Origin of the sequence: Methanimicrococcus blatticola, from assembly GCF_004363215.1 — an archaeon.
GTDB classification, from domain to species: domain Archaea; phylum Halobacteriota; class Methanosarcinia; order Methanosarcinales; family Methanosarcinaceae; genus Methanimicrococcus; species Methanimicrococcus blatticola.
On record NZ_SNYS01000005.1, the window covers coordinates 396,435 to 418,747 of the forward strand.

The 22,313-nt window shown below is 40.9% G+C and carries 26 protein-coding genes and 1 tRNA gene; 19 read left to right on the plus strand and 8 right to left on the minus strand.

Annotation, left to right across the window (positions count from 1 at the left end; all coding sequences use genetic code 11):
- Both gyrA and C7391_RS01850 read left to right on the plus strand, forming a co-directional pair.
- Nucleotides 1–2,736, plus strand: a complete 2,736-nt coding sequence (gene gyrA / locus C7391_RS01845) for a DNA gyrase subunit A (protein ID WP_133516831.1) — start codon at nucleotides 1–3, stop codon at nucleotides 2,734–2,736.
- 81 nt (nucleotides 2,737–2,817) lie between these two features.
- Nucleotides 2,818–3,543, plus strand: coding sequence for an RluA family pseudouridine synthase (locus tag C7391_RS01850; RefSeq protein WP_133516832.1), 726 nt, complete (start codon nucleotides 2,818–2,820; stop codon nucleotides 3,541–3,543).
- Nucleotides 3,544–3,883: 340 nt separating this feature from the next.
- Here C7391_RS01850 and C7391_RS08215 read toward each other — a convergent pair whose 3' ends face one another.
- Nucleotides 3,884–4,036 carry a hypothetical protein gene (locus C7391_RS08215; protein WP_166627358.1) on the minus strand — a complete coding sequence of 51 codons (153 nt, stop codon included), beginning with the start codon at nucleotides 4,034–4,036 and terminating at the stop codon, nucleotides 3,884–3,886.
- A gap of 229 nt (nucleotides 4,037–4,265) precedes the next feature.
- On the opposite strand from C7391_RS08215, the gene C7391_RS01855 reads away from it, so the two are divergent.
- The 5 genes from C7391_RS01855 to C7391_RS01870 all read left to right on the plus strand — a co-directional run bounded on the left by C7391_RS01855 (nucleotide 4,266) and on the right by C7391_RS01870 (nucleotide 7,949).
- Nucleotides 4,266–5,039 (plus strand): SDR family NAD(P)-dependent oxidoreductase, encoded by a 774-nt coding sequence (locus C7391_RS01855; RefSeq protein WP_208107036.1) that lies wholly within the window; start codon nucleotides 4,266–4,268, stop codon nucleotides 5,037–5,039.
- 367 nt (nucleotides 5,040–5,406) lie between these two features.
- Nucleotides 5,407–6,171 carry a hypothetical protein gene (locus C7391_RS01860; RefSeq protein WP_133516833.1) on the plus strand — a complete coding sequence of 255 codons (765 nt, stop codon included), beginning with the start codon at nucleotides 5,407–5,409 and terminating at the stop codon, nucleotides 6,169–6,171.
- A gap of 119 nt (nucleotides 6,172–6,290) precedes the next feature.
- Complete coding sequence (locus tag C7391_RS08220) at nucleotides 6,291–6,620, plus strand: hypothetical protein (RefSeq protein ID WP_166627359.1); 330 nt, start codon at nucleotides 6,291–6,293, stop codon at nucleotides 6,618–6,620.
- A 373-nt stretch (nucleotides 6,621–6,993) separates the two neighbouring features.
- Nucleotides 6,994–7,410, plus strand: coding sequence for a hypothetical protein (locus tag C7391_RS01865; protein ID WP_133516834.1), 417 nt, complete (start codon nucleotides 6,994–6,996; stop codon nucleotides 7,408–7,410).
- Between the two features lie 116 nt (nucleotides 7,411–7,526).
- Nucleotides 7,527–7,949 (plus strand): winged helix-turn-helix transcriptional regulator, encoded by a 423-nt coding sequence (locus C7391_RS01870; RefSeq protein WP_208107037.1) that lies wholly within the window; start codon nucleotides 7,527–7,529, stop codon nucleotides 7,947–7,949.
- Between the two features lie 68 nt (nucleotides 7,950–8,017).
- Here C7391_RS01870 and C7391_RS08225 read toward each other — a convergent pair whose 3' ends face one another.
- On the minus strand, nucleotides 8,018–8,191 hold the full coding sequence (locus tag C7391_RS08225; protein WP_166627360.1) for a hypothetical protein: 174 nt from the start codon (nucleotides 8,189–8,191) through the stop codon (nucleotides 8,018–8,020).
- Between the two features lie 146 nt (nucleotides 8,192–8,337).
- Between C7391_RS08225 and C7391_RS01875 the strand changes: the two genes are divergently transcribed.
- From C7391_RS01875 to C7391_RS01885, 3 genes are read left to right on the plus strand one after another with little or no spacing between them, the layout of a single operon-like run.
- Entirely contained in the window at nucleotides 8,338–9,450 is a 1,113-nt protein-coding gene (locus C7391_RS01875) for an aldo/keto reductase (protein WP_133516835.1), read from the plus strand.
- A 30-nt stretch (nucleotides 9,451–9,480) separates the two neighbouring features.
- The gene (locus C7391_RS01880; protein ID WP_208107038.1) at nucleotides 9,481–9,975 is read left to right on the plus strand and encodes a flavodoxin; all 495 of its coding nucleotides are present in this window, start codon (nucleotides 9,481–9,483) and stop codon (nucleotides 9,973–9,975) included.
- A gap of 16 nt (nucleotides 9,976–9,991) precedes the next feature.
- On the plus strand, nucleotides 9,992–10,558 hold the full coding sequence (locus C7391_RS01885) for a sugar O-acetyltransferase (protein ID WP_133516836.1): 567 nt from the start codon (nucleotides 9,992–9,994) through the stop codon (nucleotides 10,556–10,558).
- Nucleotides 10,559–10,618: 60 nt separating this feature from the next.
- Here the strand turns inward: C7391_RS01885 and C7391_RS01890 are convergent, their stop codons facing one another.
- Both C7391_RS01890 and C7391_RS01895 read right to left on the minus strand, forming a co-directional pair.
- Entirely contained in the window at nucleotides 10,619–11,161 is a 543-nt protein-coding gene (locus tag C7391_RS01890; protein WP_133516837.1) for a hypothetical protein, read from the minus strand.
- 233 nt (nucleotides 11,162–11,394) lie between these two features.
- The gene (locus tag C7391_RS01895) at nucleotides 11,395–11,721 is read right to left on the minus strand and encodes a winged helix-turn-helix transcriptional regulator (RefSeq protein ID WP_133516838.1); all 327 of its coding nucleotides are present in this window, start codon (nucleotides 11,719–11,721) and stop codon (nucleotides 11,395–11,397) included.
- 212 nt (nucleotides 11,722–11,933) lie between these two features.
- Here C7391_RS01895 and C7391_RS01900 point away from each other — a divergent pair, with 212 nt between their 5' ends.
- The 9 genes from C7391_RS01900 to C7391_RS01940 all read left to right on the plus strand — a co-directional run bounded on the left by C7391_RS01900 (nucleotide 11,934) and on the right by C7391_RS01940 (nucleotide 19,668).
- Entirely contained in the window at nucleotides 11,934–12,572 is a 639-nt protein-coding gene (locus C7391_RS01900) for an NAD(P)-dependent oxidoreductase (RefSeq protein WP_133516839.1), read from the plus strand.
- 236 nt (nucleotides 12,573–12,808) lie between these two features.
- On the plus strand, nucleotides 12,809–14,053 hold the full coding sequence (locus tag C7391_RS08435) for a ribosomal protein L7/L12 (protein WP_208107039.1): 1,245 nt from the start codon (nucleotides 12,809–12,811) through the stop codon (nucleotides 14,051–14,053).
- 118 nt (nucleotides 14,054–14,171) lie between these two features.
- Complete coding sequence (locus C7391_RS01910) at nucleotides 14,172–14,645, plus strand: hypothetical protein (RefSeq protein ID WP_133516840.1); 474 nt, start codon at nucleotides 14,172–14,174, stop codon at nucleotides 14,643–14,645.
- A gap of 203 nt (nucleotides 14,646–14,848) precedes the next feature.
- Complete coding sequence (locus tag C7391_RS01915; RefSeq protein ID WP_133516841.1) at nucleotides 14,849–15,478, plus strand: hypothetical protein; 630 nt, start codon at nucleotides 14,849–14,851, stop codon at nucleotides 15,476–15,478.
- A 32-nt stretch (nucleotides 15,479–15,510) separates the two neighbouring features.
- Nucleotides 15,511–16,131 carry a hypothetical protein gene (locus C7391_RS01920; RefSeq protein WP_133516842.1) on the plus strand — a complete coding sequence of 207 codons (621 nt, stop codon included), beginning with the start codon at nucleotides 15,511–15,513 and terminating at the stop codon, nucleotides 16,129–16,131.
- A 24-nt stretch (nucleotides 16,132–16,155) separates the two neighbouring features.
- On the plus strand, nucleotides 16,156–17,091 hold the full coding sequence (locus C7391_RS01925) for a hypothetical protein (protein ID WP_133516843.1): 936 nt from the start codon (nucleotides 16,156–16,158) through the stop codon (nucleotides 17,089–17,091).
- The gene (locus tag C7391_RS01930) at nucleotides 17,081–17,560 is read left to right on the plus strand and encodes a hypothetical protein (protein WP_133516844.1); all 480 of its coding nucleotides are present in this window, start codon (nucleotides 17,081–17,083) and stop codon (nucleotides 17,558–17,560) included. The genes C7391_RS01925 and C7391_RS01930 overlap by 11 nt, the downstream gene beginning before the upstream one ends.
- A gap of 33 nt (nucleotides 17,561–17,593) precedes the next feature.
- Nucleotides 17,594–19,324 (plus strand): PASTA domain-containing protein, encoded by a 1,731-nt coding sequence (locus tag C7391_RS01935; RefSeq protein WP_133516845.1) that lies wholly within the window; start codon nucleotides 17,594–17,596, stop codon nucleotides 19,322–19,324.
- Nucleotides 19,321–19,668, plus strand: a complete 348-nt coding sequence (locus C7391_RS01940; RefSeq protein WP_133516846.1) for a hypothetical protein — start codon at nucleotides 19,321–19,323, stop codon at nucleotides 19,666–19,668. The genes C7391_RS01935 and C7391_RS01940 overlap by 4 nt, the downstream gene beginning before the upstream one ends.
- Before the next feature lie 68 nt (nucleotides 19,669–19,736).
- Here C7391_RS01940 and C7391_RS01945 read toward each other — a convergent pair whose 3' ends face one another.
- From C7391_RS01945 to C7391_RS01960, 4 genes are all read right to left on the minus strand, one after another.
- Nucleotides 19,737–20,084, minus strand: a complete 348-nt coding sequence (locus C7391_RS01945; protein ID WP_133516847.1) for a hypothetical protein — start codon at nucleotides 20,082–20,084, stop codon at nucleotides 19,737–19,739.
- Nucleotides 20,084–20,473, minus strand: coding sequence for a hypothetical protein (locus C7391_RS01950; RefSeq protein ID WP_133516848.1), 390 nt, complete (start codon nucleotides 20,471–20,473; stop codon nucleotides 20,084–20,086). The genes C7391_RS01945 and C7391_RS01950 overlap by 1 nt, the downstream gene beginning before the upstream one ends.
- 141 nt (nucleotides 20,474–20,614) lie before the next feature.
- A tRNA-Leu gene (locus C7391_RS01955) sits at nucleotides 20,615–20,697 on the minus strand.
- A 95-nt stretch (nucleotides 20,698–20,792) separates the two neighbouring features.
- Nucleotides 20,793–22,235 carry a DUF92 domain-containing protein gene (locus tag C7391_RS01960; protein ID WP_133516849.1) on the minus strand — a complete coding sequence of 481 codons (1,443 nt, stop codon included), beginning with the start codon at nucleotides 22,233–22,235 and terminating at the stop codon, nucleotides 20,793–20,795.
- Between the last annotated feature and the right edge of the window lie 78 nt (nucleotides 22,236–22,313).

Below are 22,313 nucleotides of genomic sequence, written 5' to 3' on the forward strand. Positions count from 1 at the left end.
ATGGACGAAAATCAAAACAACCAGCAGCAAGCACAGCAACACGTTTTAGATGAATACATCCGCCGCTCGGAACTCCCCGACGATGTTGACGAAGAAACGAAAAACGTCCCCGTAGAAAACGGTGAAGACGGCGGTGACGATGAAGACGGCATCCCCGTAATTGATGAAGAACACGTCTCGGTCAAACCCGTTTTCTTGTATGATGAAATGAAAACGTCATACATTCAGTACGCAATGAGCGTTATCATCGGCCGCGCGCTTCCGGATGCCCGTGACGGTTTAAAACCGGTTCACCGCAGAATTCTTTATTCCATGAAAGAAAACGGCGTGACGTCTGACAAACCGATGAAAAAATCCGCGCACGTTGTCGGTGACGTTCTCGGTAAATACCACCCGCACGGCGACTCATCCGTTTATGACGCGCTCGTTCGTTTGGAACAGGACTTCTCTTTACGTTATCCGCTCATTGACGGTCAGGGTAACTTCGGATCCATTGACGGTGATGAAGCAGCCGCCATGCGTTATACGGAAGTTCGTCTCGGAAAAATTTCCGCGGAAATGCTGGAAGATTTGGACAAAGACACAGTGGACTTCCGCCCCAACTACGACGAATCGCTTCAGGAACCCGCCGTTTTGCCCGCGAAATTGCCGAATTTACTGATTAACGGCTCCACCGGCATTGCCGTCGGTATGGCAACAAACATGCCGCCGCACAACATTTCAGAAGTGATTGACGCAACCGTTATGATGATTGACAATCCGGAAGCGGATGTCCCTGAATTGATGACAGTCATTCACGGGCCCGATTTCCCGACAAGCGCTGTCATCTTAGGAAACGAAGGCATCATCAATGCTTACAAAACCGGTCGCGGCAGCGTCAGAATTCAAGCAGTCTCCCATATTGAAGAAATGAGAGGCAACCGCCAGAAAATTGTCGTCACCGAATTGCCGTATCAAGTGAACAAAGCGAGATTGGTTGAAACAATCGCCGAGCTTGTCCGCGATAAAAAGGTGACAGGCATTTCCGATCTTCGTGACGAATCCAACCGCGAAGGCATTCGCCTCGTACTGGAACTCACCGGCGGAACAAACGCCGATGTTTTAATGAATCAGCTTTACAAGCACACCCAACTTCAGACGAGCTTCGGTATCATCAATTTGGCCATCGTTGACGGTGTGCCGCGCGTGATGGGAATCCGTCAGCTTTTGAAGATTTATTTGAAGCACAGAATGGAAGTCATTCAAAGAAAAACGCTTTTTGATTTGAAATCCGCCCGCGAGCGCGAACATATCTTAAACGGTTTGAAAATCGCGCTTGATAATATTGACCCCGTGATTGAATTAATCAAAGCGTCTGCCGACACGCAAACCGCAAAAGAAGGTTTGATGGAAAAATTCGGATTGGATGAGATTCAGTCAAAAGCGATTTTGGAAATGAGACTCCAGAGACTTACCGGAATGGAAATTCAAAAGATTTTGGATGAACTCGAAGACGTTTTGGCAAAAATCAAAGAACTCGAGACAATTGCCGGAAGCGATGAAATCAAATACGGAATCATTCGCGATGAACTCATGGAAATGAAAGAAAAATACGGCGATGACCGCAGAACCAAGATTATACATGGCGGTTTTGACATTGACAATGAAGATTTGATTCAAAGAGAAGATGTCATCATTACAATGACCAACCGCGGCTACATTAAACGCCTGTCTGCGAACACGTATTCACGCCAGCGCCGCGGCGGTAAGGGAATCATCGGCATGGAAACAAAAGAAGAAGACGTTGTCGTCAATTTGTTTGTTTCTTCAACGCATAATTACATTTTGTTCTTCACGAACAAGGGACGCGTTTATTGGAAGAAAGGCTATGAAATTCCGGAAGGAAGCCGCACTTCAAAAGGCAAATCCATCGTCAACTTCCTTGATTTGAAGGAAGATGAATATGTGACCGCCTCAATCCCGGTTTCCGAATTCAAAGAAGGTCAGTATTTGATGATGGTGACAAAACAGGGAACGGTCAAGAAAACACCGCTCACCGACTTTAAGAACCCGAGAAAAGCAGGCATTATCGCGACAACCTTAATGCCCAACGATGAACTCGTCAACGTGATTCAAACTGATGACAACAAAGAGGTTGTGATGGTTTCAAGAGGCGGCAAAGCGGTTCGCTTTGATGAAAAGGAAGTCCGTCCGATGGGCAGATCCGCCCGCGGTGTGATCGGCATGCGCCTTGTCAAGCAGGATGACGCAGTTGTCAGCATGGACATCGTAAATCCGGAAGAAGCACTTTTGACTATCACTGAAAACGGTTTCGGAAAGGTAACCGCTTTTGACGAATACATCAAAAAGCACCGCGGAACGCAGGGTGTTATGTCCATCGTCACCGATGACAGAAACGGTCGCGTCGTTGCAGTGAAATCTGTCGGCAGAGATGACGAGCTCATCATTACCAGCACGGAAGGCATCATCATAAAGATCCGTGTCGGCGAACTTCGCGAGCAGGGACGTAATACAAAAGGCGTTCGCATCATGAAGCTGGCTGAAAACGACAAAGTTGTCAGCGTCGCGGCGGTCAAGCAGCCGATTGAGGGTGAAGAGGACGGTATCGACCCCGCAGGCGAAACCGCCACAGATCCCATTGCTGAGGATTCGGGATTTGTTCAAGGAACTCTTGATGTTGATTCGGATGAGCCGACCCGCTTTGAAGATGAAACGGAACCGGAACAAACCGAATAATCGGAATATGTTTGAAAGCACGATAAAAACTCAAACACCAAATCAGATACCGATTCAAACGGCTTTAAGGTAAATACGGCTATGAAATTTGATTTTGAATACAAAGCGAAAAAAAACGACGAAGGGCTCCTCATAAAGGAGCTCTTAAAACGTGAGAAAGGCGTTTCCGCTAAACTTATTCAAAAAATACGTCACAATGATGGCAGCGTTTTCAAGAATGGAGAGCCTGCCATCCTCATAGACGCGGTAAATGCGGGTGATTTGGTTCAGGTAAAATATCCGGAAGGAAAAAGCAATTTTGACCCGGAACCGATACCCATTGATGCCGTCTATGAAGATGACTCTTTTTTAGCAATTAACAAGCAGCCGGGAGTGGTCATTTATCCGACAAAAGGACAGCCGAACCATACACTGGCAAACGGCATCATGAAATATATGCTGGACAGAGGCGACGCCTATAAAATCAGATTCATCAACAGGCTGGATATGAACACCAGCGGCTTGATTCTTGTCGGAAAAAATCCCCACGTCCAGAATCATTTTATCACCCAGGGAAAACAAGGCGGCATCCAAAAGATATATCGAGCAATTGTTTGCGGAATTATTGAGGAGGATGAAGGCGTAATTGATTTGCCGATCGGGAAAGGGGAGGACAACATAAAAAGAGTTGTAAAAGACGACGGGAGTCCTTCGGTCACCGAATATAAAGTGTTAGAACGTTTTGCAGAAGGAGAAGGATATTCTTATGTAGAACTGAATCTCATCACCGGAAGAACGCACCAGATAAGAGTTCATATGTCTCATTAGGGGCATCCGGTCGCAGGAGATCAACTGTACGGCGGAGCACGACCCGGATTAATTGAAAGACAAGCCCTTCATGCAACCAAATTGACATTTTCTCATCCGATTTCAGGCGAACAGTTGGATTTGGAAGCACCGGTTCCGGCTGACATGGAAAAACTTTTGGAAAAACTTAGAAATAATGAAAATTGAGTTAGGAGAATAGTTAAAAACGAATCCGAGAGAGACATTCTGTGAAACAAATTTAAGAAATTGTTTGTGAAACAAATTTGAAAAACGTATTGAGAAAAAGCCTTGGGAGATTTTTTGAAAAACAAATTTAAAAAAAATTGAAAAAATCAATTTTTCAGAAAATCCAGATGCCGTCTAAAACGTCGGTAAACTCATGGAGAATAAAAATAATCATCAGCAAAACGATAATTACTTTTGTTGACCAGAAAATCGCCCAATAAAGCGGTTTGACATAGACTTTTTTCCCTTTGACGTTCATCTTCGGCATTGTATATGCTAAAAAACCTTTTGTGATTTAATGCTTTTCAAAATCAAGATTCGATTTCGATTCGATTTCAAGATTTATCTCAAAATTTGACCTTGAGATTCAATTTCAATATTTATTGTCATGTCAAATCAGAGAAAACAGAGAACTATTTAAGCGATTGAATTTTTGTCATTTATTGAAGCATCTCTGATGCTTTTTATAATTAATAAAAAATCAAGAGGAAAATAAAATGGCTCTGTTTAATCTGGAAGGAAAAGTTGCAATCGTCACGGGTGCGTCCAGTGGTCTCGGATTCTCCGCTGCAAAAGCTTTCGCCGAAAACGGCGCATCTGTCGCTTTGCTCGCGCGCCGTAAAGAAAAACTGGAAGCAGGCGTTCAGGAAATTATTGCCGCCGGCGGAAAAGCGATTGCTGTTGAATGTGACGTGACCCAAGAAGAAAACGTGAAAAAAGCAGTTGACGAAGTCGTGAAAGAATTCGGAACCGTCCATATTTTGTTGAACAATGCCGGCGTCGCTCAGCTCGGAACCGTTGAAACTTTGACAATGGCAGAATGGAACCGCAGCATGGACGCAAATGTCACCAGCATTTTCCTGATGTCAAAATATGTGATCCCCCTCATGAGAAAACAGAAATACGGAAAAGTCATCAATATTTCCTCAATTAACGCGTTTGTTGCCGATAAAGGAAACGATTTGGCGCGCCATGTTTACAACACATCTAAAGCTGCCGTTCGCGGATTAACGCTCGGTATGGCCGCAACGTACATGGAAGAAAACATTACAGTCAACAGTGTCGGCCCCGGTCTTTTTGAAAGTGAAATGACGGAAAACACGTTATTTGCTCACGAAGGATTCATGAAAATGTACAATTCATTAACCCCCGCAAGCCGCCCGGCCAAAAAAGGAGAATTAAACGGAACACTTTTGTATTTGGCATCTGATGCTTCAAGTTACGTCACCGGTCAATACATTCTTGTTGACGGCGGTTTCTCGCTGGTTTAACACTGGTTAAATAATTGATTGAAAGAAATTGAATGATTCAATTTCATTCAATTTTCAATTTTACTCAATTTCATTCAATTTTCATCAATTTGCATTCAAGTTCGGTTCTTTGTTTTTGTTTGATTTTATTTTCGAGATCCTTTCTTTTTTACATCCGTTTTTATGTCAAAAAATTTCATTTCGCCAACGGCTTCCTGTTTTTAGGGATTCATTAACTGCAAATGAAACCGCAATTTAGAGAACGGTTATAAAGAGAAAGTTCCTTTTGGGGTCATCGGGAAACTTGACGTTCAAGTTTTTTTCGGAACCAATTAAGAAATATAAATAATCAAAAATAAATTATCCAAAAACAAGAGGGGATAAATAAATGAAAAAAATACTTATGATTTTCGCGGTTCTCGCCGTCGCCTTTTTGGCAGTTGCTGCAAGCGGCTGCTTAGGCTCTGACGACAAAGAATCTGATAAGAATATAACCGCTGCGCCTGCGCAATCCGTCATTATTTACACTGACGGCGATAATGTGATTGCCCAAATGACTGTCATGATCATGGGAACACACAGCCAGTCCATCGACAAAGACAATGTTACAGTTAATATCAACGGAACAAATGTTGATGTCTTCGTTCCGGCCGTGACAACAAGCGATGTTAACACCAGAGACATCGGCTACGAAAATGTGACCGTTATTCTCGGCAAGACAAAAGACTTCAAAGAAGGAACGGCATACACCGTGACTGTCGGCGGCAAGACCGACGCAATGAACAAATACGGTTTTGAAATCGTTGACGGTACATTGTATTCTTTCAGAGCGGCCAACATTGACAGCGTGACCGTTGCTGCTGACGGAAATAACATCACCGCAACCGCAGTGATTGCAATCGGCGGCGGCTCCAACAGCGTTGACAAAGAAAACATTACAGCTGCAACTGGTTACAACACCGACAACGAATTTGACATCTACATTCCGTTGAAAATCCGTGACGGTCCGTCCACCATGGAAATGAAATGGGGCGAGGAAAAATTCACAATCGGTCAGTTGAACACCATGAAAGACGGCACATACACCGTTAATGTCAATGGCTACACCGTCTTGTTTACCATTGAAAGCGGTAAATTGACCATCAATGACTAAACAATAAATTTAATGATGAACTCAGCTTCGGGCGAATCCGCCTGAAGCTTTTTTTTGGCTTAGTAACCCTTATAAAGAGGGGAAGAATAGTATGATTATTAATTCAACGGTGGAAAAAAATGAGAAAAGCAACGTTAATAATTATGGCAGCCGCTCTGATTTTATTAGCGGCGGCAGTACCTGCCTTGGCTTATCACGGCAGCAATATGTACAAAAACAATACCTGTTTGAATAATCAATGTTACGTTTCTGAAAATGGCTCTTGCATTTACGCCGAAAATTGCCCGTACGACGGCGATTGTCAAAACGTCTGTCATTTAAATTGCGTGAATAATAATTGCGTGAATAATGTAAGAGAAGAACGTAACCAACAAACGAATCAACAAATTAACCAACAAGCGTCTGCCGGTCATCACAGACATGGCGCGCATCACGGCAGAAACAGATAACATTAATGAATAACGTTTTACGGTTTCGAATATTTTCGAAACCGCTCCTATTTTAAAAACAGATTTTATTTTAAAAACGACTATTTTAATGACTTTTATTTTAAAAATCGCTTTTTAAATGATTTTTGTTTTAAAAACAGATGATGAATAAATTCATTTTAAAATACGATAATTCTATGAAGAATTACAATTATCCTTAAAAACGCACTTCGGTGACTCAAATAGACATATTTAGGAATTATCACCAGTTGAGATTCTAAATGAATAATTATTTAAAATAGAAGAGATTTTTTTAATTTGCACTCTAAAAAAACAATAAAAACGACAGATATAGAGTGAATATTTATGAAAAACGAAAAGGATGGGGCACATCATGGCAATTGAAATAGAATTAAATAAAGCTATGATTTTAAAGGCGCAGGAAAAGGATTTGCAGAATAAGATTTCAGCGCTTGAAAAAAACATCGTAGAAATGGAAAAGGAAATTCAAAATTTGGTAAAAGACGTTAATGTCAGAAAAGCCGAATTGAGAGAAAACTTTGAGAATTGGAATCATATTCGGGAAATTTTAAGAGATTTGCCGAATGATCCGGAAACTATCATCAGAACACAATTTGAAGTTATTTTTGACGGCGGTATTGTCAAAGGCATATCGGTCAATGAAATGTACACATTCGGTAAATCCTTCAAAATTGAAAAAGAAGAAATCAATGCCGTTTTAGACAGAATGCACCAAAACGGGGAGATTTCATATCCCAAACCCGATGTTGTTTGCTATACAAAATTGTAAGATATATTATCAAATACGTTATCGTGGCCGATTATTTCGGTTGCTTTAACGAATTGTTTTTAGGATATTCCTATAAACTAAATAACTTTAAATAGCATACATGCTCAAAGTAAAGTATGAAAGAGACCATTGACGAAATGTACAAATGCAGTCCTCCCGGAACGCATATTGAAGACACGACCTTTGGCTATACACTCGGATTAATCAGCGGCAAATACAAAATGCTGATTTTGTATTGGATGTGGGAATATGAAGAAATCCGATACAATCAACTCAAACGCTGCATTCAAACGATTTCTGACAGAACACTCAGCCGGACTTTAAAGGAAATGGAAGCTGACGGATTGGTGATTCGAAACGAATATCCGCAAGTTCCGCCAAAAGTTGAATATTCGTTATCGGAGCGCGGCAAATCATTGATTCCGATTCTGGATTACATGTGCATTTGGGGACAGATGAACAAACCGGGTGAAAACGAAGTAGATATGCCGAATATGCAGCAAATCATAACCAAATATTACAGCGATCAAGTCAATTAATCGCCTATTTTCTTTTTTATTATTTTTCTTTTTTCAACGTTTTTTGGATTTTATTTTTTTACACAGGTTCAGAGTTCATATTTTTGAGAAAACAAAACGCGTTTTTTCTTATTTTTTAAAAAGCCATGCTGTTCGCGCGCGACGGCGAGTGGCGGCAGTAGTGGCGGCAGTGGTGGCGGCCGGCAACGGTCAGTGATGGCAGAAAAAAGACACACGTAGCAAAGCAGAGATGAACGCAGCAAAACAGATACTTGCAAAAATAACAAAGAAACATTTTGATTTAGGAACCAACCGCTTTATCCGATGACATTTACTTTACCTGTCGTAAGTGCCCACGTTAAATATTCTCTTGTCTTTCTCAAAACACTGACAACTCAGGAGGATTAAAATGAAGAGACTCGGATTCGGTTTGATGCGCTTGCCGCAAAAAGATGAAAATGATTATTCAAACATTGATATGGAACAAACAATCAAAATGGCGGATTACTTCTTGGAAAAAGGATTTACTCATTTTGATACAGGATATCCTTATCACAACGGCAACAGCGAAACGGCATTTAGAGAAGGGGTTGTTAAAAGGCATCCCAGAGGCGCTTTTACAATTTCCGATAAATTGCCGACATGGATGATTACTTCCAATGACGATTGCCAAAAATATTTTGACGAACAGTTAGAGAGATGCGGCGTTGATTATTTTGATTTATATTTCCTCCATAATTTGGGAGAAAAAAGTTACGAGGATTCACTCAAATACGGCGGCTTTGACTTCATGCGAAAAATGAAAACGGAAGGCAAAGCCAAAACGATTGGTTTTTCATATCACGACAAAGCCGATGTTTTGGACAAAATTTTAACGGAACAACCGGATATGGATTATGTACTGCTTCAAATCAATTACGCGGACTGGGAGACAGAAACCATCGAGTCACGCAAATGCTATGAAGCGGCAACAAAGCACGGCGTTTCCGTCATCGTCATGGAACCGTTAAAAGGCGGATCGCTGGTGACAGTTCCGGCGGAAGTTGAAAAGCTCTTTAAAGATGCTCGTCCGGAAATGAGTGTCGCGTCTTGGGCGATTCGTTTTGCGGCATCTTTGGAAAATGTCGTCTGTGTTCTCAGCGGCATGAGCAATATGGAACAAATGGAAGACAACATCCGCTATATGGAAAATTTTGAACCCCTCAACGCAGAAGAGCAGGAAATCATTGCCAAAGCCTCTGAAATGATAAAGGAAGCTTTTGCGATTCCGTGTACAGCCTGCAATTATTGCATTGACGATTGCCCGAAGAACATCCCGATTCCGAAATATTTCTCGCTCTATAACAATCAGGATCAATTCGGTTTGTTGCCGCCGCATTTTGCGTATTATACAAATTTGATTGCTGACCACGGAAAAGCATCGGACTGCATCAGCTGTAAAAAATGTGAAAGTCATTGCCCGCAGCATATTCGAATCGCAGAAGAGATGGAAAAAGTCACTGCGGTTTTTGATTCCCAATAAAACAGATAATAACAAAAAAAAGGTGAAAAAATGAGTCAAAAAATGAATCCAAAAATATTAATCGCATATTACAGCTGGGCCGGAAATACGAAGAAGATCGCGGAACAGATTCAAAGTGAAACAGACGGAACGCTTTTTGAGATAATTCCGGAAACGGCTTACCCGAAAGATTATAATGAGACGGTTCAGCAGGCGAAGAAAGAAATCGCTGACGGATTTAAGCCGGCGCTGAAAACAAAAATTGACGACGTTGATTCATACGATATTGTTTTCATCGGCTCGCCGAATTGGTGGAGCACAAATGCGCCGCCGATTGACACGTTCCTGGCGGATAATGATTTGTCGGGCAAAACGGTTGTTCCGTTTTGTACACACGGCGGGGGCGGTCAAGCGAGAACTGCGGCAGATGTTGCAAAGAAGTGCCCGAATTCAACGGTTTTGGAGGGATTCTGCGTTTCCCAAAACGGCATTGAGAAAGCGAAAGTGGATGTTTCCAAATGGCTGAAGAAAATCGGCGTGATTTAATATAGAGAGTGGACGAATGAGTTCAAAAGATATTTTAGAACGGGACAGAACCGGAGAGATAATTTCCATCAATGATCCGGAATATCCGAAAATCAGCGTGTTGATTGAAGAAGCGCAGCGAATAACGGCTGAAATGAATACCGTCTATCATGAACCCGAAGAAATTCGAGTGCTTTTTTCGGAATTGACCGGAAAAAAGGTTGATGATTCTTTCGGGATTTTGATGCCGTTTTACACGGATTTCGGAAAGAATATTTCAATCGGGAAAAATGTTTTTGTGAATCACGCCTGTACGTTTATGGACAGAGGCGGCATTACAATCGAAGATAATGTGCTGATCGGCCCAAAAGTAAATTTATTGACAATTAATCATCCGATTGATCCGGCAACCAGAAGATGTACCGTTTCAAAACCGATTAAAATATGTAAAAATGTTTGGCTTGGCGCGGCAGCCACTGTTCTTGCAGGGATTACAATCGGAGAGAATTCAATCGTATCTGCAGGCGCAGTTGTAACCAAAGATGTACCGGCGAATGTGATTGTTGCCGGCTGTCCTGCAAAAATAATTAAAGAAATTGAATGAAAAACATTTGCAATTTTTCATTTTATTTCTTTTTTGTTTTTATGATTTTATTTATGATAATTAAAGACAATATTCCGAGAAGTCGCGTTTTAATTCGGAATTGATTGTCATTAAAGAGCGAACAATATTGGTAATGGCCGCCTCAGACAGCTTAATCAGGCGGTCAAGCGCCTCTTCCGCTCTTTCAAACTCTTTGACAACTTCACCGTTGTCGACATGTGTTATGAATGCTTGTTCCGTCAGCGTATTTTTAACAGATTCGAGAGAAACGACAACGACAATTGAATCTTTATTGAATTCTTTGCCGACGTAAGGATAATCGTTGTTTAATTTCTGCCCGACACGAATGAATTCGTCAATGATTTCAGATAATCCGTCATGATATTTCAAAACGGGAACATGTTTGAAATGCGGATTGGCTTCGTAATCTTTTCTCAATTCGTTACGGAATTCCGCAAAATCATTGCGGATTTTTTTCAATAATTTATTGGAGGGAACGTAATAACACTCCAATACTTCCTGATAATATTTGAAATTCTCAACAGCAAGATGTTTTTTATGATATTCAATAAGAGTAGAAATGTCTGTATTCAGTATATTCATTAATCTGTCCCCCAAAAGATCTAAAATAAAATCAAACGACAGCAACATTTCAAATAAACGGAAAATGTTGACAAAATATAGATTACAAAGATTTTATTTAAATTTAACGATTATAAAGTATAGAAAGTTTCAAAAATATATACTTTTTAAAAAAAGAGTTAATTAAGTCATTTTAATTTATTTTTGACTGTTTCTGTAGATTTATTCGAACCAAAGTTCTGATAAGAAACAGATTAAACTGCCTCTTTAACTTCATTTTTGTAAAATTCACCCCACGTATTCATTGAATCTAAAATCGGTTCTAAACTTCGTCCAAGTTCCGTTAATGAATATTCAACGCGCGGCGGAATTTCGGCGTAAGCGACTCTGTTGACCAATCCGTCTTTTTCCATTGCTTTTAATTGCTGCGTCAGCATGCGCTGACTGACATTGCTGATTGATTTCTGAAGCTCGCCGAAACGTTTTTTCCCGGGCATAAGTTCTCTTAAAATCAATACTTTCCATTTGTCGCCGATTAGTTGAAGCGTAACTTCAACCGGGCAGGGCGGTAATTCTTTCATTTAAATCACATTCTGGTTTTATTGACAAATTAATTCAAATCAATATATGTAAACAATAGTTACTTTTTGGTGCTTATATTACATTTTGATTTCTGCTTACTACAAATAAGAATCTGTCTTTTTTGATTTTGCATTTGCCGGCAATACAATTCAAAAATAGAATAAAAAATAAAATCAAAAAAATAAACAAAATAAATCGCAAGAGGAAAAATATGAAAATCGCAATTATCGGTGCTTCGGGAAAAGAAGGAAAATGTTTGACCGAAGAAACTGTTTTAAGAGGGCATGACGTGACGGCTATTGTCAGAGACGCTCAAAAAGTCAAGATGTCCGATGTCAAAATTTTGGAAAAAGATTTGTTTGACTTAACTTACAATGATTTGAAAAACTTTAATGTCGTCATTGATGCTTTCGGCGCGTGGACACCTGAGACGCTTCCGCTTCATCAAAAATCATTAAACCACCTGGCCGGCCTTTTGAAAAATCATGAAGAAATCCGTCTTCTCGTTGTCGGCGGCGCCGGCAGTTTGTATGTCGATTCGGACCACAAAATCCGTTTGATGGATACGCCCGAATTTCCGGACGCGTTTGTTCCGCTCGCAACTGCTATGGGAATTGCTTTTGATGATTTGAAGAAAACGGAAGGCGTGAATTGGACATATTTGAGCCCCGCCGCCGATTTCGCTGCCGACGGTGAAAGAACAGGGAAATATAAACTCGGCGGCGATGAATTCATTGTCAACAGTGCCGGAAACAGTCAAATTAGTTATGCTGATTATGCAATTGCCATGATTGATGAAGCTGAAAACGGGAAATTTTTGAAACAAAGATTTTCAGTTGTTTCGGAATAATTAAGACACAGAGATTTTCTCTGTGTCATCTTTTTTGAAAAATGAAATTGAAAATATATCATTATTAAACATTATAAAAATGGCTTATTTTTAGATGATAGAAATCAATATTAAAACAGAAACAATTCGACAGTGATTGTTTTTTTGAGGATTAATGTTATATAATAATAATGACAGATGACAGTCAAAGAATAATCTAACAGTATCCTAGAAGAATAAAACCTGTGAGGAATTCAGTGACTGGTTCAGCAATCAATTTTGATAAAAATTTAAAAGAGTTGGGAATTCAGGCAGATACTCTGAAAACACTCAATAACCAATCCATTTACACTGTCGGCGAACTCTTAAGAGCTGCCAATAAAATCAATCCGTCAGCAACCAAAATAGAAATTATCAAAAAAATCAGGGAAATGACAGGACTCAGTTTAAAAGAAGCTAAAGAAATTGCGGACTGCGGTCTTCCTTCTGCAGAGTGGAAACAAGAAATCAACATTGAACCGAGTGAAACGGCTTATTTTGATAAAGAATTAGCAGAATTTGAGATTCCTGCAGACACTTTGAAAATATTATATAAACAATCCATTTACACCGTCGGTGAGCTTATAAGGGCGGTTGGTAAAGCGAATCCTTCGGCAACGAAACTGGAAACAGTTAAACTAATTAAAGAAATGACAGGACTCAATTTATTATCTTCAAAAGAAATTGCAGAATACGGATTTCCTCCGGCAGATTGGAAACAAAAAACCCCCTCGGCTTCTGAAGAAAAAGCACCGATTCTAAAAGAACCGATTATTAAAGACGTTAAACCTATTAAAGACGTTAAACCGGATTTGGAAGAGCCGCCTAAAATGCCGCCCGAAAAACCGCCTCAAGAAACAGTCGAAAATCCGACCACTGATTTTTATTTAACACTTCCCGAAGTGCTGACGGAACTCGGAAAAGGAATCGGAAAAGCACAACGGGAACTGGACATGCATTCAATCGAAGTCCAGAATTCCATCTTAAAAGATAAAGAGCTGGCTGATTACGGTATAAACGCCACCTGGTACGTGATGCCTGAAATTCAATTCGATCTCAAAATGGAATATTCCGTCACTGAAAAAAGAACGGAAGAAGGAGAAGTTACGAGTCCGGTCAAAAAAACAGCGAGAAATATCGAGATCATTCCCTCCAATATGAAATACAATACATTGTTTGAATCTGAAAGGCGGGAAGAAAGCACACTTTCTATAAAATTCAGGCCGATGCCGCCGCCTCAGTTTACAATAATCCGCACGGAAGTTCCGAATCTTTACGGAATGACGAAAAATGAAGCGGAAGCAGTTCTGAAAGAAGCGGAGATTGAAGCGGAATTCATATCAGACGCGGAGCCGGACGCAAAAGATTCCGAGACGAACGTGGTTTTTCAAACCGTTAACCCCGGCGATTTTCTGTTGAATGATGAGAAATTGACGGTGTATATTGAACCCAGATATGATTGATTGTATATTGAAAAATTGAAAATTGTATCTTGGAAAATCAAACGCAAAAACCGGATACTGAAAATGAAATCGGATTATAGAAGAAGCGCAAAAGGAAAAGAGAAGGGAGCGAACGAAAATGGTAACTGATGCAGATTTTAAAAGATTGGAAGAGCTCATCCGGCAGATGAATAACAGACTGGACGCGATTGACGAACGATTAAGGACGCTTTCGGCGAAGTCAATCTCCGCCCCAATCGCTTCCGCCGCGAGTGGCGGAGCAGACGAAAGTACAGAAATTAATCGGCTGAAAAGCCGCGAACTGCAACTGCAATCGGAACTTGATTCCGTTAAAAAATTAACCGATAATTCATACACAAAAGAAGATGTCACGGAATATTTCGGCGCGGTAATCAACGATTTCAATGAGAAGACGAAAACTGAAGACAAAGACGTGGATTACATCATCAGCAACATGGAAGTCGATCTCAAAACTCAAATTTATAAAGATAAGGAGCTCCGAATGTCCGGAGCGGATATATCAAAGACCGGCGGAGACGGCATCAGTTCCGTAAAAATATCAATTAAGGCCGTACCGAAACAAACGAAATGAATCGAACATAAAATGTCGAACAAAATGAATTGAATATAAAATGAATTGAACACAAAAGAGAAAAGCAAGAACAAAATCGCAAACAAATGAAACAGAGTAAAAAGAAAATGCGCAACCGGTAAACCGCGTGAATGAACAGAAATATGGAATAAATGAGAAAACTGGAATAAAATGAGAAAAGAAATAAAGAGGAGATAAAGAACATGGCAGATGTAGGACAAGAATTATTGAATGTACCGTTCCCTGAAATGGTTTTGAATTTGGCAACGGCAATTGCGGAAGGACAATTTAAGTTGGATCAGACAAGCTGCAAAATTGCGGCGATGATGGGCGACGCTCAAAAATATCCGATTGAATTGCCGGACCTTGCGGACGATAACAAACCGATCAAGACATCTATGATCGGCGCGGGATTCCAGCCCACGTTTTACCAATTCACTGACACAATTATCGAAGTGAAAATGGCTATTACGATGACAAAAACCACTGAGAAATCCGCATCCGTTACGGCAAAAGTGGGTTTCGGCTGTTTCTCGGCGTCCGTTAACGCCTCTTATTCTTCGAAATACACGTATTCGGTCGAAGGATCCAGTCTTCTCCGAACGAAAATTACACCGCTTCCGCCAAACACATTCATGCAGCAGCTGCTTGATTTGAAAGCGCAGAAAGAACAGATGAAATTCCAGATGGAAATGAAAAAACTGGAAGCAGCCCTTGAAAGAGAACAAAAAGAGCTGGACAAGAAGCTTGCTGAAGAAGAAGAGAAGGAAGCGAAAACTGAAAGCAGCGACAGCAGCAGTGGAAGCGGCAGCGGCAAAAAGACAACGGACTAATTAAACTTATAAAATCAATAGGAGAAAATGAAATGACAAATATCGGACGCGAACTGCTGAATGTTCCTTTCGGAGAAATGGTGACTCAAATCGCGAGCTCAATTGCGCAATCTCAAGCGGAATTGGACAGAGAATCCATTGAGATTTTGAAAATGATGGGAGATAAGGAGAATGCTCCCGTAACGCTGCCGCATATGCGATACAAAGACGGCAAATTCGAAGATGTCGATATTACAACATCCATGATCGGTGCCGGCTTCCAACCAACGTTTTATCAATTTGCGGATACAGTCATTGAAGTGAAAATGGCAATGTCGGTCGCCCAAGGATCCGAATATGAAAGAAAAACAAGCGGCGAAGTCAAATCAACATCTACATCTGCAGTAAGGAGCGGAAGAAATTATTCTTACAGAAGTGTTGTGACATCAACGCCGATTGATGCGACTTATACCAGCAAATACAACTTTAATCAGGAAGGATCCAGCCTCTTACGCACTCGATTGGTGCCGGTTCCGCCAAATACGATTGTTCAGCGTCAGATTGATTTGCGCGCTCAGGCAATGCAGCTGGAATTCGACTTAGAAGCAAAGAAGCTTGAATCTGAAATTGCGCAGGCTGCTGCCGACATGGAAGCAAAAGAAGCAAAGAAATAACCCGGCGTCTGACAGGAAATTAAAATGAGCGCGAAAGGAGATGAAAAAGCACTTGCGGATTCCATTCTCCTGAACGCTGACATTTTGTCGGAAGAGTTTGACGATGAAGAAGAAATTGAAGAAAATGCACAAGCCGGCTCGGAATCAACGCCTGAGCCGGTAAAAGAACAAACGGACCCGCTTTCAATTTCTATTTCCATTGAAGAAGAACGTCCCAAATACGAAACGGAAAAAAAGAAAAAAGAATTTTCCGATTTCATCCGAACCGGCGGCAAGAAAGCTGACCCGCTTTCTCCTGAGAAAACAATTCAAGGAAAAAGAAATGGAAAGCGGATTGAAACTGAGAAGAATAAAACAATTTCATTTTCATCCGGACAGCCTTTTTCGAATCATTCGGAAAGTAAAAAAAAGCCGAAGTTCGGTGATTTGAGAACGACAAACAATTCATCAAGACCAATAAACACCTTTTCAGGATCAACAAACACATTTTCAAGACCAACAAACAGCTCTTCGCGAACAGTAAACGGTTTAGCGGGAACAGCAGACAGCAGAAAAGAGGCGGGAAAAAAGAAAAAACCGTCTGAAATTCAAAAAAGATTTTTGTTCAGCGAACCGATACGCCGACAAAAAAAGAAATCTGAGCCGTTTGCCGCGGAAAAAAGAAGGTCGGATCGGATAAATCAAATCAGAAAAGAACCGCCGCGGGAAAAAAAGAAGACATCAGCAATCGGATTTGAAATCTCAAAGCCGCCTCAGCCGGATTTGACGAAAAATCAAAAAAGAGGAGCGGAAAGAAAAACGTTGATGATGTCAAATTCGAAAAAGCCGGCTCAGAAAGACGACATATTTTCAGACAAGATGACAGACAAAAAAGATATGGGCATGATGCTGACGGAACGAAAGAAAAAGACCGGAAGCGGCATGGAAACGGATATGATGAGGGCGAGAAATGAAAGATGAAGATGTCATTAAAGGCATTGTCGAATTATTAAAAGGCATCAATAATTCCGCCGCCGAGCTGGTAGGCAGCGGAAAGTTAGAAGAAGCCGTGAAAATGTATGAGCTCGGAGAGCAGACATCTCTTAAATTTTACTATGCAGACGGCGCTTTTACGAACCGATTGTATATCGCGAAGATTCATATTATGGAAGAGAATTTTGAAGCGGCGGCAGACTGTTTGGATAGGCTTTCCGAATATGATTCGGTTCAAAATGCCGAAAGAGAGTTGGCGATTTTTTACAAAGAAGCGGGCATGATTTTGTTAAAAGCCGGCATGGAAATGGAAGCGGCGGGAAATTTAACGGGCGCGCTGAGATTGTTTGAAAAAATTCAGCCGTATTTGAACAAAAAACGCGCGGATGTCGTTGAAAAAGAAATTATTATGTTAAAGGCCAAAGTTGGTGCCGGCGTTGGCGCAAATTCAACTTGAGAACAGGAGGAGTCATTTATTAGAATTACCAAATTGCCCGGTGTCAGCCCTGATGTCCTTCAAATATTGTTGGAAAAATCAATTTACACGATAGAGGAATTTTTGGAGCAGACGACGCCGGAATCCAGAATTATACGTATTCAAACGGAAAAGTTGACTCGGGAAGAAATCCTTCGGCTGAAGGAAATTGCATCTCAGATTGAAATAATTCCCGACCAATTTTATCCGGATACGCATTCGGTCTGTACACCGGAACTGAAAATAGATTACTTGCCAATCAGTACATATCTCAAAAAGAAACTGGATGCTCAAGGCATATCAACAGTTCAATCGCTGAATGACCACGCCGTGACTCCTGCATTCAGGATAGAATTTGCAGAACTCGTTGGGGTTTCTGAAAAAACAGCGAACATGCTTTTGATTTTTGTGAACCTTTTGGAAACGTTTGAAGAAGACCGTGATAAAGTTTTTGTTGATTTTACAAGAGATTTGTTTACGGAATTAGTGCTTGTTCCCGGAATTAACATAAATATGATTTCGATTCTTCGAAGTGCTTTTGCAGGTACTGTTTGTGATTTAGAAGAAATTATGAGTCATGAATCGGAAAAAACGGAGCTTGCCGAGAAAACAAAAATGAGTCAAACGGCATTATTTGATCTTTTGAAAAAAGAGCAAGAGATCGAACGTTTGCCGGAAACGGAAGAGGATATCAAAAAACGTTTTTCGATAGATGTACTTCCGATCATGTATGAGCTTTCCGGATTTAGCGATACGATGGTTGAAGGTATTTGGAAAGGATATACCGGGCCCCGAACTTTAGAAGCATTACGAGAAAGAACAAAAACCGTCAAACAGATCGAAGAGATTCAAAAAGCCTCCAAAATCAAATCTTTTGGAATTCTTCCAAGAATGGCTGATCTGATGAGCGTCCCGAGAATGACACCTGAGGATGCCTTTAAATTGCTAAGCCGCGGAATAAATTCCGCCAAGGAATTGGCAAATGTTGAGTTTTTGCGTGACGGCGTGATTCAAAATGTGAGTTTTGGAATCCCGAATACCCGCATCATTCCGTATATTATTGCCGCAAGAGAAATTGATGAAACCGGATTTGAACCATTCGCAGTTTCTGATGATCCCGAAATGCCGGCGACACCTGCCGAAGAAATAGAATCAGACAGTAAAATGGATTTGCCGGAAATGCTGACTCAGCTCGGCAGAGGAATCGGTCAGGCGCAGCGTGAATTGGATTTAAACGCTCTGAAAATGCAAAAGGAAATTCTGAAAAGTCGCGACCTGACAGAATACGGTCTTCAGCCGACATGGTATTCAATGCCGGAAGTTGATTTTACGCTGAAAATGGAATACAATGTGGCAAGTGAAAGATCGGAAGACGGAACCGTTTCGCCCGGCCGCGTTGAAATTATACCGGTAAACGCCAAATACACCAGTCTGTTTACGTCTGCCGCAAAAGAAGAGAGTTCTCTGACGATTAAGTTCGTTCCGATTCCGCCATCTGAAGTATTGGTGCGCCGCCGCGAAGTGCCTGATATGACAGGAATGACGGCAGAAGAAGCGAAAACGGCTCTTTCTGAGAGAGGAATTCGGCCAATATTTTACACGGCCATAGATATGCCTCCCGAATATGCATTCGGAGATGACAGAACGGAAATAACATATCAATCGGTCAAATCCGGCGAATATTTGGGAATCGGAGAAGAGATTTTTGTGTTGGCCACATTCAGAAGACAGGCAAGAGCAGCATGACGGAAGAATCAGACAGAAACGCATCAAACGCATCCATAAGTGCGATTCAGAGAAGCTTTATTGAAGGCGTTGCGGAGATTCTGACGGAACTGAAAGATGACCTCTATCAGGTTCAAAATAATCTAAATGCGTATTCGAAAGAAACTCAAAAAGAGATTTTGAGAAGCCGGGAACTTTCCGAGCAGGGTGTTACACCGATATGGTATACGATACCTGAAATAGAGCTGACGATTAAAATGGAATATGTTGAGCATGAAGAGAAAGTGATTGAAAATAATGAAGAGAAAATTGTAAAAAGAGTTAAGATGATTCCTGTGACGCGAGGAACCGGTCGGATAAAATAATTGCCATGATGAATAAAACTGAAGCAGGGAATCAGAATCCCAAAAGGAAATTTTTGAAAACGAGATTTTCAGTTGTTTCGGAATAATTTAGATGCAGAGATTTTCTCTGTGTCTTCTTTTTTTGAAAAATTCGGGATGATTCCTTTGTCTTTATAAACTTCCGCTAATTTTTCTTTTGTCAAAGGACAGGAAACGAGGTCGTCAAATTGTTTGCGGTCTAATGAAAGTTGATTTTTCATAAGTGATAAAATGCTGCCGCTGTATTCTGTGACGCCGTGGCTTGTATATGTGACAAATTCTGTTTTGTTTTCCTTGAAATGATACGTATATCGTTTATGAGCACCTTTTCTTGTTTCGCGGAAACCTTTTTTGAGAAGAGCTGATTCGATATCTTTTGTTTTATAAACAGAGGTCATTAAACTTCCTCCGCGTATTCTAAAAGCAGATGTTTTAATTGAACGGCGCCTGCTGTCAAAACAGACTCATCTTCCAAAACATATTCTTCCCAGAGATAATAAAAACTTATTTCAAATTCTGCGGCGGCTTTTCCGAAATCTTCATTGAATGAAAAGATTTTTAGAAGCTTGTTTTCAAAAATATAGCGTTTTGTTCCTTCTTCATAAATGACATCTAAATGAAGCGGTTTAATCAATTTCAGCGGAACATTCGGATTGGTGAAATGAATCAATTCAAAAGAAGCTTTATCGCCTGATTTTGATAATTTGATTCGGTCAAAAGATGATGAATCTAATTTGTTTGATGATAAGATATCAAAAAATATGTTTTTAGCTGAACTTGAAACCATTCTTTCACCAATTTTTTTGTTATTGAATGGACGAAGTTCAGGTATTTAAAGAATTTTTTAGTTTTTTGGAATTGATAAAATGAAGGAGAATAAAAATGAAGAAACGATTAATAGAAGCAGGATTAGAATAATTTGATTGAGTGCGGGGAAAGGGAGTCGAACCCCTGAACGCCTACGCGAACAGATCTTGAGTCTGTCACCGTTGACCACTTGGTTATCCCCGCAGGGTGTTATGTTTTAGAAAAGTAAACAACTCTAAAATCGATTTTTCATATAAATAGATTATGATGAAGCCGTCTTTTTTGATTTTGTTCATACTTCAGAACAAAAGGAAATAAAGCGCGAACGAAATAATTGCGCCGGAAAGTGTTGAAAAGACATTGACGCCGCTGTTGGATAAGATTCCTCTTTTTTGAAGAACGGCGCCGAGAACGCTGTCGATGTTAGTCCCGAGAAAACCGCCGACAACGGCGACCAAGAGGGAAAGCCAAAGCGTGTCAATCATGCCGAACGCGAACGCCATCAAGCCGATAATGACGGATCCGGTCAGGCAGGCAACTTCGCCGAGCAGGCTGACACCGCCGTCTTCACCGGGCTTTGCTTTTCTGAGATTCGTAATCATGAAAGTCGGGCCTTTGGCGGTCACGCCGATTTCACTGGCCATCGTGTCACCGGTCGCCGATGCGATGGTGCCGACGTAAGCAAAAATCAGCGGAACGGACAGCCAGCTCCAATCCGGATACAAAGAAAGAACGCCGTAAAGAACGGCGATGATGAGCGCCCAAATACTGTTTGAAAAGACATTTTCATAACTGCGGATTCCGGTTTTGGATTCGGCAAGACCGGCGGCCTTTTTTTGTTTGAATTTGTATTTGGTAAATCCGCCGCCGAGAATAAAGAACGCAACGAGAAGAACGAACCACCATAGATTTGTAAAGAGAATAATGACGATACCGAGAACGGCCGCCGAGAAAAGAGCTGATACGTCAGCGATTTTGTAGCGGTAAGCCAAAAACGCCAAAACGACTGAAAAGAGCGCGGCAAGCGCGGTTTCCGACCACGGCGTCTGATAGTTGAGCAGCAAAAGTGCCCACATGGAAAACAGCGCGCCGATGTAAATGGAAGCGTTGGCATTGATTTTAGACGGAATCGATTCAAATAAACTGCCGATAAACGCGCCGATGATTGAAATGAAGAAAAGCTGGTTCAAAAAATCAACCGTTAAATCGTATCCCGTAAAGTAAGCGACCCAAACGCCGGCCAAAAATGCGCCGAGAACGCGAAGCAAAATCAAAAAGAATTCATAAAGCAGCGAAATGTTTTTGAACTTTTCAGATTCGCGGACATTTTCATAAAGTGTTACTTTGCTGAACAATGAATACCACGAGCGTGTGCTGAAAATCGTCACGGCGAGCGCTTGGAATATCAAAAAGCTCGGGAAATCAATATCATAATTTCCGATAATGACCGCCGCCAAAAAGCTGATTGTTAAAATGCCTGTCAGCAGCCTGAAATCAAAAGAAAGCTGTTTCAGTTTATTTTGATCCGTTAAATGAAAAAGCGCGGCAACTTTCGAAAGAAGCGGCGTCATTGATAAAATGCAAAGAATAAAACAGCCGGCAAAAAAAACCCAAAGCGGCAGAACCGCGGCTGATAAAATAAACAAAATACCTGCGGCATATTTCGCTAAATAAAATAATTTACACGTGCGAATATGATGAGCGCCAGAATCGGCATCCGTGACCATTGCGGTTTTGTTCATAAATACCCCGAGCTGTTCCAAAACAAAATAACATTAATAGAATTCGGCTTTCTTATCTTTTGTGGTATATAAATTATC